The organism is Arsenophonus sp. aPb (assembly GCF_029873475.1).
Taxonomy (GTDB): Bacteria; Pseudomonadota; Gammaproteobacteria; order Enterobacterales; family Enterobacteriaceae; genus Arsenophonus.
Genome location: NZ_CP123499.1, coordinates 2,021,675 through 2,039,321 on the forward strand (window position 1 = coordinate 2,021,675; position 17,647 = coordinate 2,039,321).

Below are 17,647 nucleotides of genomic sequence, written 5' to 3' on the forward strand. Positions count from 1 at the left end.
ATTGTGAAAAGTATTCGTGATATACGTCGAGACAACTTAATTTATATCATCGAAAAATATTACGATGGCAAGCAGAGAAGACTCGCTGAGGCGTTAGAATGTGCGCCTAACGTAATATCACGTTATTTATCATCGTCCGATTTGAAAAGTCACCGCGACATTAGTGATCATACTGCGCGTAAAATAGAGTATTTAACGCGTACTCCCAAGTATTGGATGGATAAAGACCATCTTAATGATGTTATGGAAGATAATTCCGAAAGAGCACTAACCGATACCAGTAAAATACTGAGCGATAATATTACGACCTTAATGATGGTTGATGGCATCAAATCACAAACAAAGCTCTCGATAAAATCAGGACTTGGGCAATCAACTATAAATCGAATTATAAAAAATGAAGCCAGCGCCACTATCGATAGCCTGGAAGCGATTGCCAATGCGCTAGGACGTAAACCTTATGAATTGCTGATCCCGCCCAATGATAAAGATATTCTGCAGTATGATCATAAAAAATATGCTGAACTACCCTGGTCAGAAAAAGAAAAAATCAACGACTTCATTGAGTTCATTATTAATAAATATCAAAAATAACAAATAGTTATATCAATAAACTCCCTTTCACAAACTCTATCCCCCAGAAAAGGATAAACAAATAGTTTATCTTTTTTGCTTTTTACCATTGACAACCATCATTTAAGGGTTATTATTTATCATATATTAACCAAATAGGTTAACGCTCTTTAACAATATAGAAAGTCGTAACAGCACATAGCTACTGTTTAGACCCCTACGCAAAAATGCGATGTACAGATAGTTGAGATCCAGCTGTCTGGAAGATTAGCACTACGTGAGAACGAGAATAGTCGTGAACGGGCAACACTGACAGAAAGAGATGTGGAAACGCAAAATGAACAACTAATTATAGGTCATTCAATGAGTGACCTATGGTGAGTAAATCTATGCTAACCCTTTAACCGGGGGTTTTTTAATGCAATAAAAGATAAACATATTGTTTATTTTTAGATAATTAATAAGGATCAGCACATGGGATCGGATAATAGCCAGACACGGTTAAATACCAATTTAGCCATCGCAATTTTAATCTGCTGTACCAACGATACACCAAGCGAGCAACAAGTCGATGATTTAATCGCCCGTATTGCCGGAGATAAATCAAACAGTGAATGGGCAAAATATGATGATTTAATTTTTCAGATGATCTTAGCCGGTAGTTCATCAAAACATTTATTTGAATTAGACGACAATCAATTTATTGATGCTTTGTGTCATGTGATCAATAACATCCATCAATATCAATCAACAAAATATAAAAAAGACTACTTTGCTACCATTGTTACTGCCAACAAAGATAAACAAAACGTTTATTTTGAACCTGGTAGATACACAGATATAGCCAATAACGTATACCATGCATCTACTGGCATTAGCAGTACCATGTTAAAAGATGCTCGCATCAGCTTGATGTATTATCATCGTCGTCACATCACTAAAGAAATTCAATTTGAACGAACCGAAGCGTTAGACTTCGGCAATCTATTCCACACCCTAGTTTTAGAGCCGGAAAAAGTTGCGGTTGAATTCAGTCTGCCACCAGCAATACCCGATCATGCATTTACCAATACTGATTCAATGAAAAAATGGCTCGAGCAGCATAACGCCAAATTACCTCAACCAATGAGTCTGGATGAACTAAAAGCAATCATTGAGCAACATAATGCCAAACTACCAGAGCCATTTTCATTATCAGGCAGCTTAGAAGAAATCGGCCAGGGCTATATGTCATTACCAGAGGCATTCAAAACAATTCCTGGCGACAATAAACACACCGCTATTGCAATGAAAGCTTGCATTAAGAATTACAATGCAACGCTACCTATTCCATTAAAAACAACAGGCAATAGAGAAAATCTGCTTGATCAGATACAAATTATCAATGCTGATTTAGCAAATCTTGAGCGTAACAAACCAAACCCATTAAAAACCAGTGGCAAAAAAGAGGAGCTGATGCAGATTATTAAATCCATTAAGCCTGATGCGGTATTCGCTGATGAGTTAATGCAGGCATGGATAAATGATAATTCACGTATTCGTGTTACTGATGAGCAATATCAATTAGCCAAGGCGATGCAACATGCGGTCCTTAAACATCCAGAAACGAGCAAGCTAGTTAATCATCCCACTAAAGCAGTAGAAGTGAGTTACTACGGTATTGATGAAGAGACCGGCTTAGAAATTAGAGTACGCCCCGATCTGGAAATTCAGTTATCAGATGATCACCGCATTGGCTTTGATTTGAAATCCGCATCGTTAGGCCGGTTCAAGCAAGAGATGATGCAAACCATGATCAAGCGTGAAATTATTAATCGTGATTATCATGTTAGCGCGGCTATGTACTGTGATATCGCCATGCTGGATCAATTCTTCTGGCTATTTGTTAACAAAGATGAAAATTACCATTGGGTAGCTATTGTCGAAGCCTCACCAGAGTTATTGGAACTTGGGCGTTTAGAATATAAAAAAACGCTACGCGATATTAATCAAGCTATTGAAACCAACTATTGGCCAGAGCCAATCACCACCACACTTACCATTAATCTAAATGATTTTGAGCAACAAAAATTACAACAACTACAACTAAACGCAGCTTAATGTATCTAAGTGTCCTGTTTTATCTGGGGCACTTATCTAATTCTGGAGTATTCACTATGTCAGAAATAGCAACCGTAAATACCACTAACGCTAATATATCAATATTTAATACTGACGGCATCAGTAAAATGATGCAATTCGCTGAAGTAATGGCTAAAGGTACGGTGACCGTACCTAATCATCTAAAGGGCCAAGTTTCAGATTGCCTTGCTATCACTATGCAATCTGCCCAATGGGGAATGAACCCTTTCGCCGTCGCACAGAAAACCCACATTATTAACGGTGTTCTTGGCTATGAGGCCCAATTAGTTAATGCGCTCGTATCGAGTTCAGCCGCTATAAATGGACGCTTTCACTATGAATATAGCGAAAGCGGATGGGAAAAATTAACCAAAAGTAAAGAAATCACAAAATCAAGAGGTGGTAAAGAGGTCACTTTTCGAGTTCGTGATTGGTCGGATGCGGATGAACATGGCCTTTATATTCGTGTTGGTGCGGTGCTTCGCGGTGATAGTGAAATCACGTGGGGTGAACGTATTTACCTTTCCAGTGTTGTCACTCGCAATTCACCGCTATGGTCAACGAATCCAAAACAACAACTGGCCTATTTAGCAGTAAAATATTGGGCCCGTCTCTATTGTCCAGAAGTCATTCTAGGTATCTATACTCCTGATGAACTAGAAGAACGAGCAGTAAAAGATATCACACCCAAAAAAGAGCGTATTCAACTATCAGAGATCACCGAGCAACAACCGCTACAAACCAGTAGCGCTAACCATGATCAAGCCGAAGTTAAAACAAAGGAAATCGTTAGCGAAAGTTTTGACGCTGACGAGATCCGTCATCAGATTAATGCCGCAAAAACATTAGAGCAGGCAACCGGTATAAGAGCAAAAGTTGAAGAACTTAAATCAGTAATGAGTACTGCTATCTATACGGAACTAAAAAATAAATCTGTTCAGGCATATCATCGAATTGATGCCCACAACAATTTAGAGGCAATGATCAATAGCCTGCCTGCTGGTGGTTCGCAAGAAGCAAAAATAGCTTTCAATAAAGTTCTACAAACCTTTGAAGCAAGTAAAAGGAAACTTGGCACTGAATTATATGACGCATTTAGCATAACGTTAAATGACATGAAATATGAATATCAATAACCTCTGAATTAGCGGTTACACTCCGCTTGAGATAACGCATTATGGATTTAACAGCAGTCATTACCCTGGACGATATTGTCAGTCGCGCTGAAGTATATGCAAAAACTGGCCTTTCACGTAGCACCATTGACTCCCTTGAAGCTAAGGGAGAATTTCCCAAACGCATCTATTTAACCAAACGCTGTAGTGTCTGGCGACGGGAAGAATTAAATTTATGGCTAACCGCCAAAGCGCAAAACCCAACCTTTTCCAAAGGGAAAAGTACCATCAAAAACGCGAATAAAAACAATCCAAAGCATCGCAAAAAATCATAAATACCACTTTCTATTTTTCAGAAATATGCGAGGTAAATCACTATGTGGATACTAATCTTAGCAATGTACGCAAATCAGTACGCTGATGCTAATTTCTCATCTATTAACACGCAGGAGTTCAGCACTGAAACAACCTGTTTACTTGCCGCCGATAAATTCAAGCAGAAATTTAAACAACTGATTGATGTTAACGCCAGAGCTATTTGTGTTAAAAAATAGCTTCAAATAAGTAAATTAAAAAATAAACAAACTTTCGTCAGGAAGTTTATTTATTAGAAAATAAATTGTGAATCAGATATAGCAAGTTAATAAAAATTTTTAGCACCTGGGAATAATCTCTCAATCCTTTATTCATTCAAGAGTAAATAATATGAACATGCTTAAACAGCAAGAACTTCGCTATAAACTAAATAGTGATAGTTTTTCTCGTCAGGAAAAAATAAAAGTTCTGCCAATTATATTAACCATATTATTGGCGATATTGGTTTTGTTATTAGCTAGATAAAATTAATGCAAAACTTAATGACTAAATAAAAAACTATGGTTGGTTATGTTAATTCAGTATGCAATACATGAAATTAATGATCTTAATGATGAAAAAGATAGATATGGATTTAATATCAATAACTTTAACAACGAATATCTTGATATTGCAGCTCAAGAATGCGCAGAAAATTTTTATGATAATCACGACGGCTGGGAGAGTAACTGGCCGTTGGTTATCAGAATATTTGTTGATAATAAAATCATTGGAGATTTTAAAGTGGAAATGGAATTTTGGCCGTCTTTTTCAGCACAAAACATAAAAACTTACTCGCCGTAATAAATTAGTAAAAACAATTATTATAAAAAAAACCTGCACTCTTATTAAGATTAATTAAATTAGAGGGTAATACTATGCTTCGAATAAAAAATAATTGCACAACTATTGGATTATTAAAACCAGGGATGATTATTCGTTATCACGATGAAGATTTAAAAATAATTAAATTACTTGAGCGTAAGTTAACGTCGAAAGGTTTAATTTGTAAATATAAAGTCAACGGTGGAAACGGAATATTATCAGCTCACAGCGGATTAAGAGTTAATGTTTTAACTGAAAGACATATTAATAAAGATCATAGAACTTGGTATATGTAAAGAAAATAAAAAATGAAATTAATTGAAAAATGTGAAAAAGAAACAAAACAAGTCGACTACTTTGGCATTGAATTAACTGTTGATGCTGACATTAATTTTTTAGCTACTGATGATGATGGTTTTGTTTATGGTTATATTTTTAAACCCGAATATACGCGCGTACCAAAGGTATGGGGATCGAAAGGTGTATATGTGACAGGTCCTGTAGCAAAAGTTGATCTTGGCGATAAAGACTGGAAAGAAACGTTGGTCGAGGTGTAGATAAGTAGCCAGATGCCAAAAGAATATATTATCAAAAAAGGGAAGAAATCTCCCCTTTAGTTTAATTATAATAATATTATTATATCAACTTATTTAGTGGCGGAGAGCGAAAATGATCTTGGACACTTTCTATCTTTCCATAACGATAGCGAACATAAGGTCTCACATAGACTGACTTACCATTAGAACAAATGCAATCTTCTTTTGACTCATCAATAAATATCACGGTATATCTTCCTTGTATCATACCTGTAGACCCATACAGGTTGATTTTTAGGAGAGATATCGTTATTATCAAATTGCTTAGATTAGATGAATAACGATGGGTCATCCCATAAATTATCTTAAAAAGCTCTCTTTTTTGGCGATTAGAGAGCTTTTTTATTGCCTAATAGCATAGGATTTAATAATGACAGCAATGCGTTCTGCCTCATCTATTGATAAATCACGGGGTAAATTATCAATATTGACAATTAATGCTTCACGTAAGGGAATAGGTAACGAAAAAGTTTTAACAGCTTCTTCCTCAACCTCTGAATTTTTATTTTTAGAATATTTACGATTGGTCACAGGCTTTAACTCCCTGCCTTCGGCATATGCCTTGAATTTATCAACAGCACTCTTAAAACGGCTGTAATAAGTTTTAGCTGTTTGTTCTTTGATATCATTACTATTACGGTAAGAATCTGTAATAGCATCCAAATCCCATTCTGTCGCTAATATTCCATCTGGGATGGATGTTTCAATAGCTTTACATGCAACCTGAATATTTTCAGCTGTGCTCTTATTTACTATATTTAATTCAGTCAGTTTATCGACAAACCTTTTGAATTCTTCTTTAGTTGCAGGAACCTTTGTCATAACAAGAAACCCTTCATTTAATCTCTGCCTGATCCTACCCATGAAGAATAATGATGTCAATCATATAGTAAATCTTTTTTTGATTTCTTAAGATTTAACAAAAAAAGATTTAAAGATTAAAAATGATTTAATCTATATTTATATAATTTTAAGTGATAAAGCGCCTGAAAATAACATTAACATTTCACTAAATTAATCATCTACAAAAAACGATTAATCAATACTAAGGAATATTTCGGCATGAAAATCGATATTAACGATGAAGTATTTGATGTTAAAAAAGCAGCTGATTTTTTATGCAAATCAAAAAGAAAAATATATGACTTAATCGCAAAAGGTCGATTGAAAGCTGCTAAAAGCGAAAAACAAGGTGGTTCTTGGGAAATATTAAAATCCTCGTGTCTTGAATATGTTTACGATAATCATCAAAATTGCCTGGTGAGTGGTGATTGTCAGATTAAATCAAATAAGAGATTTAAATCATGTCAATCAAACAAAGAAATGGTACATGGCACTGTGACTTTGTTACCGCAGCGGGACAAAGAATTAGAAGAAGCCTTGGCACATCGGACAAGAAGCAAGCGCAGGAACTATATGACAACCTAAAATCTGAATCATGGAGAACAAGCAAATTGGGTGAATTCCCATCAGTTACTTTCAATGATGCCTGCCTTAGGTGGTTACAAGAAAAAGAACACAAAAAATCGTTAGATGATGACAAAAGTAAAATAGAATATTTTATGACTTTTTTCTCCAATAAAAAACTTTCAAGCATAACAGAAACTGACATTCTAAACGCTACATCGAATATGATTAATCGTAAGCACAAACAGGTTTGGAAAAGAAAATATGAATCTGCAAAGAAAAATGGAAAGATAATAAATCCATATCAATCAAAACCAGCTTCAGCAGCAACAAAAGCCAGATATTTATCCTTTCTTAGATCCCTATTTCGTGCTGCCGTCAATGATTGGAAATGGCTTGAACGAGCGCCAATCATTAAAATAAAGCAGCAAAAAGAGATAAGGATAAGATGGCTAACAAAAGAAGAGGCAAGTAGATTGATTAAATGTATGCCTAATACCTTTAAACCCGTTGTTATTTTTGCTCTAGCTACTGGATTAAGAAGATCTAACATCCTTAATCTTGAATGGTCACAAATTGACTTACAAAGAAAAGTTGCCTGGATCCATCCCGATGAAGCAAAAGGAGGAAAAGCAATCGGTGTTGCCTTGAATAATACAGCATGCAAAGTATTAACTGGGCAAATAGGCAAACATCATCATTGGGTTTTCGTGCATACCGAAGCATGGCATAGAGCGGATGGAACACCAACCGAAAAAGTAAGGAAAATGCGCGTTGATGATAACACCGCTTGGAAAACAGGCTTGCGGCGAGCAGGAATTGAAAACTTCCGTTTCCATGATTTAAGACATACTTGGGCTAGTTGGTTAGTACAATCTGGCGTCCCACTATCGGCATTACAGGAAATGGGGGGCTGGGAGTCAATTGATATGGTGCGTAGGTATGCCCACCTAGCACCAAATCACCTGACAGAGCATGCAAAAAAAATCGATGCTCTTATGAATGTAAATGACACAAATATGTCACAAACAAACTTCAATGAGATCTCGATAACTGGATAACCCATTGACTTATTTGGTGCCGGCTACCGGAGTCGAACTGGTGACCTACTGATTACAAGTCAGTTGCTCTACCAACTGAGCTAAGCCGGCGAAATTTGGCGGAAGGATAGAGATTCGAACTCTAGGATGGTTTCCCATCGGCGGTTTTCAAGACCGCTGCCTTCGACCGCTCGGCCATCCTTCCATGGCGCGGAATTATGGCGAAATGTAATGACCTTGTCTAGACCTTAATATAAAAAAATATTATTTTTTTCATCATTTGTTCAAAGTTTGAACACTAAAATTATACTATGCGAAATTACCTGTTAAAATAATAAGACAGAATTGTTTAAATAGTAATCACCACACTGGTTTTTTCATGTTTAATAAAAAGGCGCCTCTTCTACCAATGGATTATAATCAACCAACTTTACAACTTTCATCCCTAACTCGCTTTTTTATAATTTTTATTAGCTCGCTTGTATTATTGTTATGTTTATTTGCCTACAATTACTTTCATAATTGGATCAATAATAGTCAAAATGCGCTTAGTAACATCACTAAACAACTTGAATATGAAATTGAAGATTACCGTTATTACGCAAGTCAGCTCTATTATATTGCTAACGATGGTGAAGATGAAACTAAGAGTGATACCCCTTTACCAATAAAATTACGCCCTGATATTTTTTGGATCAATAACTATGAGCGGCATGTCGATGCAATTATTTTTGGCCGCCAAAATAATACCAATATCAATCTGGCATATAAATTATCTAACTATATGGGCATAATATGGGGCGCTAAAAATGAATATAGTTCGATGTACTACCTTAATGGTCCAGATAATACACTTTTGTTGGTAACTACACATTCGATACTAAAACCCGAGATACGCTATAAAGAGAGTTATTTAACTTTAACCGCAGAAGAAAAACGCTCTGAAATGTTGACATTATCATCGGCAATAGACAAACGAGAAAGTTTGTCCGATATTCATCGTACACGCCCTGATAATTCATATTATTATACTTACCGCACGATGTTTAACTCACCTGGCCAATTAACCACCATTATAACTTTTGAATTACCGATAAATTTATTACTCTCAAAAAATATAAATCCTGAATATTTATTGATTGCTTTTTCAAATGACATAATCAACAACAATGGAAACCCTGTTGATATTGAATTTAATGGCCTTTCACTACAATTTACCCAGCCTATTCCTGGAACAACTTATCAACTAGTCTATCAATTACCAATTAAGGATGTTTTATGGGATCTTTTATATAATAACTTGTGGGCCATAATCGCCATTTGTTTTTTTACTACTATCTCTATTGTTGGCAGCTTACACATTAGGACGCGTTTTATTGCTCCTAATCAAAATATGTTTCACGAGATACAAATTACAAACACAATTAGCAACTATATTATTTCAAACATTCCTACTGGTTTTCTACTTTATAATTTTTCTACTAATCGCAAAATTATGAGTAATGGAATAGCTGAATTACTTTTACCCCATATGGACTTGATACGTATTCGTGATATGGCAATTCAGCATCATGGTGCTATTCAAATTTCAATTGAAGATACTATCTATGAAATAAAATTATTAAATAATCAATTATTAGATAATACTTATATGTTTTTTATTCATGATCAAGATAAAGAAGCACTCACAAATAAAAAATTACTAATGGCTAAAAATGAGTATGAAAAAAATATTCAAGTCCGACGCTCGATGTTGTCTAACATGTGTAAAGAGATCCAGACTCCCATCATAGAAATTAATAGTCTTATTCACCAACTCAAAAAAACTTCTGATAATCAAAACATAAAATATTTAATTAATGAATCATTAATTAGGACACATTATATTGTTAACTGGATTGATAATATTGCTTTACTTAATACTATTGAATCTGGTGAATGGAAGTTAGAGCAGCCAAATGAATTTAAAGCTGTCTCAATCGCTGAGATGATGAATAAAATACTTAAAGAAAAAATATCACTGATTATTAATAAAGGTCTTTCACTTTACTATCATAATAATTTAAATTATGAACAACACTTCACCACAAATAATAACGCTTTGTTTAAAATTATTTCACTTTTATTGAGTTATTCAATCAATACAACTAATTTTGGTAAAATTACTGTTATTGTGAACTATGAAACTAAGCGTCTATCCTTTGAAATTATTGATAGCGGTATAGGACTTAATGCAATGGATCTAGCAAATATTCACATGCCTTTTGCTAGCTCAACAAATAATGATGGAACCCTATCCAATTCAGGAATGACATTTTATCTCTGTCACCAGCTATGTTACCGTATGAAAGGCGAATTTTTTATAAAAAGTAAAGTTGGAATCGGTTCTCATTATACAGTGACATTACCCATAGAATTAGAAAATGAACACATTTCCAAGCCATTACCTCTTCTTGATGGTGTTAATATACTGCTTGATATTAGAAATCCTGAAATTCATAAAATTATCCAGCAACATTTAATGACTTATGGCGCTCATTATTCTGATATAGGCAAAAATAATTGTTATTCGTCCTATGATTTCTTTATAACTGATTATAAAACAGAATATGATAAACCAATAATTTATCTTGTAGATAATATTATTAATTATAGAGTAGTAAAACAAAATTTGATAAAATGTAATTTCAATTTTAATGATGAACTTATTAATGCAATTTCTATCTTAATCGAAGATAATTTGATTTTAGAGCAAGAATCAACAGATAAATCAATATTTACTATCATCAATCATACCAATAATTCAGACCCTATAATCCTTGAGGATTATAAAAAAGAGCTTTCTGATAGTGACTATCGTAATTTATTCCTTACTACAGTACCTATAGATATTAATAAGCTGTATACTAACCAAGAAAAAGGTAACTTAAAAAAACTAAAAGATACAGCACATAGACTAAAAGGTGTTTTTGCTATGCTAAACTTCGAGCTTCTAAAAAAAGCATGTGAACAATTAGAACAGCACATAGCAGATAATAATGAATTTGAGATTTTAAATAGCATTAGAGATATTGATATCTTTATCAAAAAACTAATGCCAGAGGGCAACCAATAAAATGAATAACCTTAATGTCATTATCGCTGATGATCATCCTATTGTACTATTTGGTATACGAAAATCTCTTGAACAAATCGAGGGAATTAATTTGGTTGGTCAATTTGAAGACTCCACATCTCTTATCAATAATATATCTAAACTTAATGCAGATATTCTAATTACTGATCTTTCGATGCCTGGTGATAAATATGGTGATGGAATTACATTAATTAAATATATTAAACGACACTATCCTAACCTATCAATCATTGTCCTTACCATGAATAATAATCCTGCAATATTAAGTGCTGTGTTAGATTTAGATATAGAAGGAATCGTTTTGAAACAAGGGGCACCTGCTGATTTACCAAAAGCATTATCAGCCTTACAAAAAGGAAAAAAATTCACTCCTGAAAATGTATCGAAATTATTGGAGAAAGTTAATGCTAATGGTTATGGGGATAAACGTTTATCCCCAAAAGAAAGTGAAGTGTTGCGCCTATTTGCGGAAGGTTTTTTAGTCACCGAAATTGCAAAAAAACTTAATCGAAGCATTAAAACAATTAGTAGCCAAAAAAAGTCGGCTATGCTAAAACTCGGTGTTGAAAATGATATAGCATTATTAAATTATCTTTCTTCAGTCACAATCGAGAAAGAAATTAACTAGTAATGTGATAGTAAATAAAAAACTGATTGATCCTAATCTTATAGGTAATGAATAAGATTAATCGGTTTTACATTACTTTTTATACATTATTAACCATTTGAATATTATAATGGTACTTAATTATTATTTTCTTGTGTTGCTAACATGCTAGCATTGCAACACTTCAACAGCGATTGCTTTAGTTTTTTTAATGTAACTGGTTTGGATAGGCAGTCATCCATTCCTACACTTAAGCAACGCTGTTTTTCTTCTGCCATTGCATTTGCAGTTAAAGCAACGATGGGTATCGCGTACCCTTCTTCTCGAATTAACTTTGTCAAACCATAGCCATCTAGATTAGGCATATTCACATCTGTCAAAACAATATCTATATTATTTTGTCGCACACAATCCAAAGCTATTAGCCCATCTTCAGCAAGTACTATATTAAAGCCTATTGATTTCAGTTGGTCGGCTAGTAAACTACGATTAATCGGATGATCATCAACAATTAATACCGTAAAAAAACATAATTTTTTATCTGGTAGTAACATTATTGAAGATTGGTTAGCAACTTCTTGCTCACTATTTTCCATCACTAATTGATCAATAAAACTAGCCAACATATCAAGTTGGTAAGTATTATGAAACCAATCATTTTTCGCATATTCCAGTGGTTCACCGATAAAAGTTGAAAATAACCTAAGCATAAATTTACTTTCAGCCACTAAGCTTTCAGAATCGGTGATAATCAAATCATATAGTTTATCTTTACTGTGTTCATCCCAAACTGTCGTTAAATTAAAACCATTGTAGTTTAAATAAGTTTGTAGATAAGCTCGCAGATGATGATTAAAAAAATACAAACCGATACGAAAATTTTGCCGATATTCCGGCTGCCTATAAGTCACATATTCACTATCAAACAAAGGCAACCTGACGGTAAAACTACTACCTATACCAACCTGACTGTTAACTTCAATATCGCCATCCATTAAGTTAATTAACTTTTCACAGATAGGTAAGCCCAAACCGGTTCCCTGGGAAAAACTTTCATTATTAACTTTAATTTGAAAAAAAGGATCAAAAAGTTGCATTAATATATTATCAGGCATGCCAATTCCAGTATCCCTAATTTCAATATAAATATAAAAATCTTTTATAAAAATATTTAAAAGAATAAAACCAGTTTTTGTAAATTTAATCGCATTACTTAGAATATTAGAAATAATTTGCTGTACTCGAACGGAATCAGCATTAATGATGTCGGGTACATTAGGATCGATATAGTAATAAATGGAAAGACCCTTTTTGCCTATTAGAGGAATATAATTAGAAATAATAAATGAGAAAACTTCACGACAATTAAATGGTGCCGGATCAATATTAAGTTGCTTAGATTCAATTTTTGAAAAATCTAAAATATCATTAATTATTTTTAATAATAATGATGAAGAGTGATCCATTGTCGCTAATAGACGATCTGCTTGAATGGGTAATTCATAAGATTGTAATAGTTCTAAATTACCAATGATGCCATAAAGTGGAGTTCGTAATTCATGACTAACTGTAGCTAGGAACATAGATTTGGCCTGGTTAGCTTGCTCTGATGCCTGTGCCATATTATGTAAAGATTTTTCCATCTGAACGCGAGCACTAATATCAACCAGAACACAAATAGCGACTTCCTTATTTTGATAGCGTGAAATAACATAACTTATTTGTAAATGAGTATGACTGGTGGTAACAACATCAATATAGCTACTAGATTTATCTTGGATAATTGATAGGATACGGCTTTTATCATCATGACTTAATAATCGAAAATAATCATGGGCAAGTTCATTACTCAATATATTAACACCATCAATCAGGCGTAAAATAATGATACCAACCGGCGCTGACGCTACTATTTTATGATTAAATTGTTCATGTTCTTCTAAACGTATGGCATTATTTTCTGCCGGTAATAACATCTTCCTTTCTAATAGCCAAATCAAAAAAGTGATTAAAATAAATGAGATTATATTTAACAGTATGCCGTTTATAATTGACAACTTAAACTCATTAAGAATATCACTAATAGGCACTGAGAAAACCACACTTAATAACGAAGGTAGTAAGCGATTTTTATAAATTAATCGACTAAAATCATTATCATAACCAAAATAAAAGTTTTCTAATTTATAAACATAATCATCAGATCTTAAATTGCTATCATAAGGAAAATGCAATACTAATCTATTATTTGTATTTAAGACAAAGGTACTAATTGGTCTTTCATAACGTAAATTAAACTGCTCCAGTCGTATTGAACGTTCTAAACCAATTAAACCAATCAAAGTCCCTTTATCATAAATAGGCGCTAATATGTAGAAAGAGCCATTATCAGTTCCTGAGGCTGGCGTGATCCAATAAATATTTTGTTCTCTCCCTTGAGCTCGCAAACTCATATAAGTTCGCATATTTTCATGGATTATTTTTTTTAATGATTGAAGACTGGTAGAACTATTTCGGATAGCTAGATCAATCATACAGTTACTTTCTGGACCAACAATAAAAACTGTTTTTAAGCCTTGTGGTGGCACAATATTATTTCGCCAAAAAGAGAATAACTGATTAAATGCGACTAAGTAATTCTCTGATGTTTGATGCAATTTACTACAATCTGCATCTGCCGTTAGGGGTAAATAGGTGAAGCTAAGTTGTTTCGGCAACACGGGCATATAATTGGGATCTAGCGCTAATTTTTCGATATGGCTATCTACCATATATTGGATTGACCTTAGGGTTTTATCTGTGTAATTCACATATTCAACCATACTGTCATAAGTGGATATATACTGTTGATGTATATTAGATTTAACTTTATTAAAAATATTAAATAGATAAAAAAGTGTTATTACTGCTCCCATTACCCACAGCATAACGCCGAGAGTACGGAACAAATAGCGAGAAATTTTTAATGACGTTCTAAATGAAGATATATATCTCAAACACTGTCCTAACTATAAAAGAAGTGTATTAATGGTAAAGCATATACGATAAGCGGAATAATAAAAAGTTATCACTAATAGTGAATTGACATAAATCGTAAAAACGGGCACCTAAAGTGCCCGCATAGACAAAGCTAATCGATCATTCATTCAGCGTAAGATTTTCTACGTTATTAATATCAGGCTCTGCTTTTATACTGATTGTATCTTCTGGCAATATTTGGTTATCATCTTCCTCTTCTTCAGGGTCAACAACACGCTGTAAACCAACTACTTTTTCATCTTCAGCAGTACGAATCAAAGTGACACCCTGAGTATTTCTTCCGACAATACTAACCTCTGCAACTCGGGTACGCACCAAGGTGCCAGCATCAGTGATCATCATAATTTGATCAGTTTTTTCTACCTGAATGGCCCCGACCACATTACCATTACGTTCACTAACTTTAATGGAAATAACACCTTGGGTAGCACGCGATTTTGTTGGATATTCACTCTGCTCAGTTCTTTTACCATAACCATTTTCTGTAACGGTTAAAATATCACCTTCACCATGAGGTACAATTAACGAAACGACCTTATCGCCCGCTTGTAACTTAATACCACGAACACCGGTTGCGGTGCGCCCCATCGGACGAACCGCATTTTCCGCAAAACGAACCACTTTGCCACCAGCAGAGAAAAGCATTACCTCATTTTTACCTGCTGTTAAATCAACACCAATCAGTTCATCACCTTCATTAAGGTTAACTGCAATGATCCCAGCGCTTCTAGGGCGACTAAAATCTTTTAGTGATGTCTTTTTAACTGTGCCACTCGCAGTCGCCATAAATACATAATGGCCATCATCAAATTCACGTACCGGTAAGATTGCGGTAATACGTTCATTTTGTTCTAATGGTAATAAATTGACGATTGGGCGTCCCCGCGCGCCACGGCTAGCTTCCGGTAACTGATAAACTTTCATCCAATAGAGACGGCCACGACTCGAGAAACATAGAATTGTGTCATGGGTATTGGCAACTAACAAACGCTCAATAAAATCTTCTTCTTTAATACGCGCTGCCGACTTACCTTTACCTCCGCGTCGCTGTGCTTCGTAATCAGAGAGTGGCTGATATTTAACATAGCCCTGATGTGATAAGGTAACGACCACATCTTCCTGATTAATTAAATCTTCGATATTAATATCTGCGCTATTTTCAGTAATTTCTGTGCGACGGACATCACGATACTGTTCTTTAACAGCTTCCAGCTCTTCACGGATGACTTCCATTAACCGTTCTGGGCTGGTTAATATATATAGTAACGCAGCAATCTGTTTTAACAGCTCACGATATTCATCCAATATTTTGTCATGTTCTAAGCTTGTTAATTTTTGCAAACGCAAATCAAGAATTGCCTGAGCTTGCTGTTCAGTCAAATAATATTGACCTTCACGCACACCGTATTGAGGTTCAAGCCATTCAGGACGAGCTGCGTTATCGCCTGCACTTGCTAACATGGCAGAAACATTACCTAGTTGCCAAGGACGTGCAATCAAAGCCAATTTCGCTTCATGAGGCGTTGATGCTTGGCGGATAAGTTCAATAATCGGATCAATATTTGCTAATGCGACAGCGAGCGCTTCCAATATATGAGCACGCTCACGTGCTTTACGCAATTCAAAAATAGTCCGCCGAGTGACCACTTCTCTACGGTGGCGAACAAAAGCTTCAAGAATTTCTTTTAAGTTTAAAAGTCTAGGCTGACCATCACATAAGGCGACCATATTGATGCCAAATGAGACTTGAAGTTGGGTGAGGGAATACAAATTATTTAGTACCACTTCGGCCACTGCATCCCGTTTTACTTCAATCACAATACGCATGCCATCTTTATCAGACTCATCGCGTAATGCGCTAATCCCCTCAACACGCTTGTCTTTAACCAATTCAGCAATTTTTTCAATTAAACGGGCTTTATTAACCTGATACGGGATCTCATTGACAATAATTGTTTCACGACCATTTTTATCATCAACTTCAATGTTAGCACGAGCACGGATATAGACTTTGCCACGCCCGGTTCGGTATGCGTCGATGATACCACGGCGACCATTAATAATCGCGGCGGTTGGAAAATCAGGGCCTGGAATATACTCCAGTAATCCTTCAATACTAATATTTTCATCATCGATATAAGCCAGACAGCCATCAATGACTTCACTAAGGTTATGAGGTGGAATATTGGTAGCCATGCCAACAGCAATACCTGAAGAACCGTTAACCAACAAATTTGGGATCCGTGTTGGCATAACATCAGGGATCTGCTCTGTACCATCATAGTTCGGGATAAAATCGACAGTTTCCTTATCTAAATCCTCCAACAATTCATGGGCAATCTTTGCCATGCGTACTTCGGTATAACGCATCGCAGCAGCAGAGTCGCCATCAACAGAGCCAAAATTACCTTGTCCATCAACTAGCATATAGCGCATTGAAAAAGGTTGTGCCAGACGAACTATCGCATCATAAACAGCACTATCACCATGAGGATGGTATTTACCAATGACGTCACCGACTACACGGGCTGATTTTTTGTATGCTTTATTCCAATCATTACCTAACACATTCATCGCATATAATACGCGACGGTGAACAGGTTTTAATCCATCTCGTACATCTGGAAGGGCGCGTCCAACAATTACAGACATCGCATAATCCAAATAAGAGCTTTTCAGCTCCTCTTCGATATTGACTGGGGTAATTTCTCTTGCTATGTCACTCATGGAGCCACTGTCCCTCATACTCCTTATTCATTAAGGAGTAAAATTATACCACAAAATCGCCATTTTATAAAAACAGGAAACGCATAATGATCAATAAAACATGTATA

17 protein-coding genes and 2 tRNA genes are annotated in these 17,647 nt (G+C 35.0%); 13 read left to right on the forward strand and 6 right to left on the reverse strand.

Annotation, left to right across the window (positions count from 1 at the left end; all coding sequences use genetic code 11):
* Positions 1-3: 3 nt before the first annotated feature.
* The 9 genes from QE177_RS09075 to QE177_RS09115 all read left to right on the forward strand — a co-directional run bounded on the left by QE177_RS09075 (position 4) and on the right by QE177_RS09115 (position 5,545).
* Positions 4-594, forward strand: coding sequence for a helix-turn-helix transcriptional regulator (locus QE177_RS09075; RefSeq protein WP_280548933.1), 591 nt, complete (start codon positions 4-6; stop codon positions 592-594).
* A gap of 453 nt (positions 595-1,047) precedes the next feature.
* Positions 1,048-2,673, forward strand: coding sequence for a PD-(D/E)XK nuclease-like domain-containing protein (locus QE177_RS09080; protein WP_280548935.1), 1,626 nt, complete (start codon positions 1,048-1,050; stop codon positions 2,671-2,673).
* A 56-nt stretch (positions 2,674-2,729) separates the two neighbouring features.
* Entirely contained in the window at positions 2,730-3,830 is a 1,101-nt protein-coding gene (locus QE177_RS09085) for a recombinase RecT (protein WP_280548937.1), read from the forward strand.
* Between the two features lie 41 nt (positions 3,831-3,871).
* Complete coding sequence (locus QE177_RS09090; RefSeq protein WP_280548939.1) at positions 3,872-4,144, forward strand: AlpA family phage regulatory protein; 273 nt, start codon at positions 3,872-3,874, stop codon at positions 4,142-4,144.
* Between the two features lie 42 nt (positions 4,145-4,186).
* Positions 4,187-4,363 (forward strand): hypothetical protein, encoded by a 177-nt coding sequence (locus QE177_RS09095; RefSeq protein WP_280548941.1) that lies wholly within the window; start codon positions 4,187-4,189, stop codon positions 4,361-4,363.
* Between the two features lie 151 nt (positions 4,364-4,514).
* Positions 4,515-4,649 (forward strand): hypothetical protein, encoded by a 135-nt coding sequence (locus QE177_RS09100; RefSeq protein WP_280548943.1) that lies wholly within the window; start codon positions 4,515-4,517, stop codon positions 4,647-4,649.
* Between the two features lie 45 nt (positions 4,650-4,694).
* Complete coding sequence (locus tag QE177_RS09105) at positions 4,695-4,967, forward strand: hypothetical protein (protein WP_280548944.1); 273 nt, start codon at positions 4,695-4,697, stop codon at positions 4,965-4,967.
* 74 nt (positions 4,968-5,041) lie between these two features.
* The gene (locus QE177_RS09110; RefSeq protein WP_280548945.1) at positions 5,042-5,284 is read left to right on the forward strand and encodes a hypothetical protein; all 243 of its coding nucleotides are present in this window, start codon (positions 5,042-5,044) and stop codon (positions 5,282-5,284) included.
* 12 nt (positions 5,285-5,296) lie between these two features.
* Positions 5,297-5,545, forward strand: a complete 249-nt coding sequence (locus tag QE177_RS09115; RefSeq protein WP_280548946.1) for a hypothetical protein — start codon at positions 5,297-5,299, stop codon at positions 5,543-5,545.
* Positions 5,546-5,624: 79 nt separating this feature from the next.
* On the opposite strand, the gene QE177_RS09120 is transcribed toward QE177_RS09115, so the two are convergent.
* Both QE177_RS09120 and QE177_RS09125 read right to left on the reverse strand, forming a co-directional pair.
* A complete protein-coding gene (locus QE177_RS09120) occupies positions 5,625-5,792 on the reverse strand; it encodes a hypothetical protein (protein WP_280548947.1) in 168 nt (55 codons plus the stop codon).
* Between the two features lie 134 nt (positions 5,793-5,926).
* On the reverse strand, positions 5,927-6,406 hold the full coding sequence (locus QE177_RS09125) for a hypothetical protein (RefSeq protein WP_280548948.1): 480 nt from the start codon (positions 6,404-6,406) through the stop codon (positions 5,927-5,929).
* A 240-nt stretch (positions 6,407-6,646) separates the two neighbouring features.
* Between QE177_RS09125 and QE177_RS09130 the strand changes: the two genes are divergently transcribed.
* Together QE177_RS09130 and QE177_RS09135 are read left to right on the forward strand one after the other, a co-directional pair.
* Positions 6,647-7,012: a helix-turn-helix domain-containing protein gene (locus tag QE177_RS09130; protein ID WP_280548950.1), complete on the forward strand. Its 366-nt coding sequence runs from the start codon at positions 6,647-6,649 to the stop codon at positions 7,010-7,012.
* Positions 6,895-8,052 carry a site-specific integrase gene (locus QE177_RS09135; protein WP_280552256.1) on the forward strand — a complete coding sequence of 386 codons (1,158 nt, stop codon included), beginning with the start codon at positions 6,895-6,897 and terminating at the stop codon, positions 8,050-8,052. The genes QE177_RS09130 and QE177_RS09135 overlap by 118 nt, the downstream gene beginning before the upstream one ends.
* A 14-nt stretch (positions 8,053-8,066) precedes the next feature.
* Here QE177_RS09135 and QE177_RS09140 read toward each other — a convergent pair.
* Together QE177_RS09140 and QE177_RS09145 are read right to left on the reverse strand one after the other, a co-directional pair.
* Positions 8,067-8,142 (reverse strand) — tRNA-Thr (locus tag QE177_RS09140).
* A gap of 6 nt (positions 8,143-8,148) precedes the next feature.
* Positions 8,149-8,236 (reverse strand) — tRNA-Ser (locus tag QE177_RS09145).
* A gap of 174 nt (positions 8,237-8,410) precedes the next feature.
* Between QE177_RS09145 and rcsD the strand changes: the two genes are divergently transcribed.
* Positions 8,411-11,146 carry a phosphotransferase RcsD gene (gene rcsD / locus QE177_RS09150; RefSeq protein WP_280548952.1) on the forward strand — a complete coding sequence of 912 codons (2,736 nt, stop codon included), beginning with the start codon at positions 8,411-8,413 and terminating at the stop codon, positions 11,144-11,146.
* A 1-nt stretch (position 11,147) separates the two neighbouring features.
* Entirely contained in the window at positions 11,148-11,795 is a 648-nt protein-coding gene (gene rcsB / locus QE177_RS09155; protein WP_026822023.1) for a response regulator transcription factor RcsB, read from the forward strand.
* A gap of 116 nt (positions 11,796-11,911) precedes the next feature.
* On the opposite strand, the gene rcsC is transcribed toward rcsB, so the two are convergent.
* Positions 11,912-14,770: a two-component system sensor histidine kinase RcsC gene (gene rcsC / locus QE177_RS09160; protein ID WP_280548957.1), complete on the reverse strand. Its 2,859-nt coding sequence runs from the start codon at positions 14,768-14,770 to the stop codon at positions 11,912-11,914.
* Between the two features lie 142 nt (positions 14,771-14,912).
* Positions 14,913-17,540 carry a DNA topoisomerase (ATP-hydrolyzing) subunit A gene (gyrA, locus tag QE177_RS09165; RefSeq protein ID WP_280548959.1) on the reverse strand — a complete coding sequence of 876 codons (2,628 nt, stop codon included), beginning with the start codon at positions 17,538-17,540 and terminating at the stop codon, positions 14,913-14,915.
* Positions 17,541-17,647 lie beyond the last annotated feature (107 nt).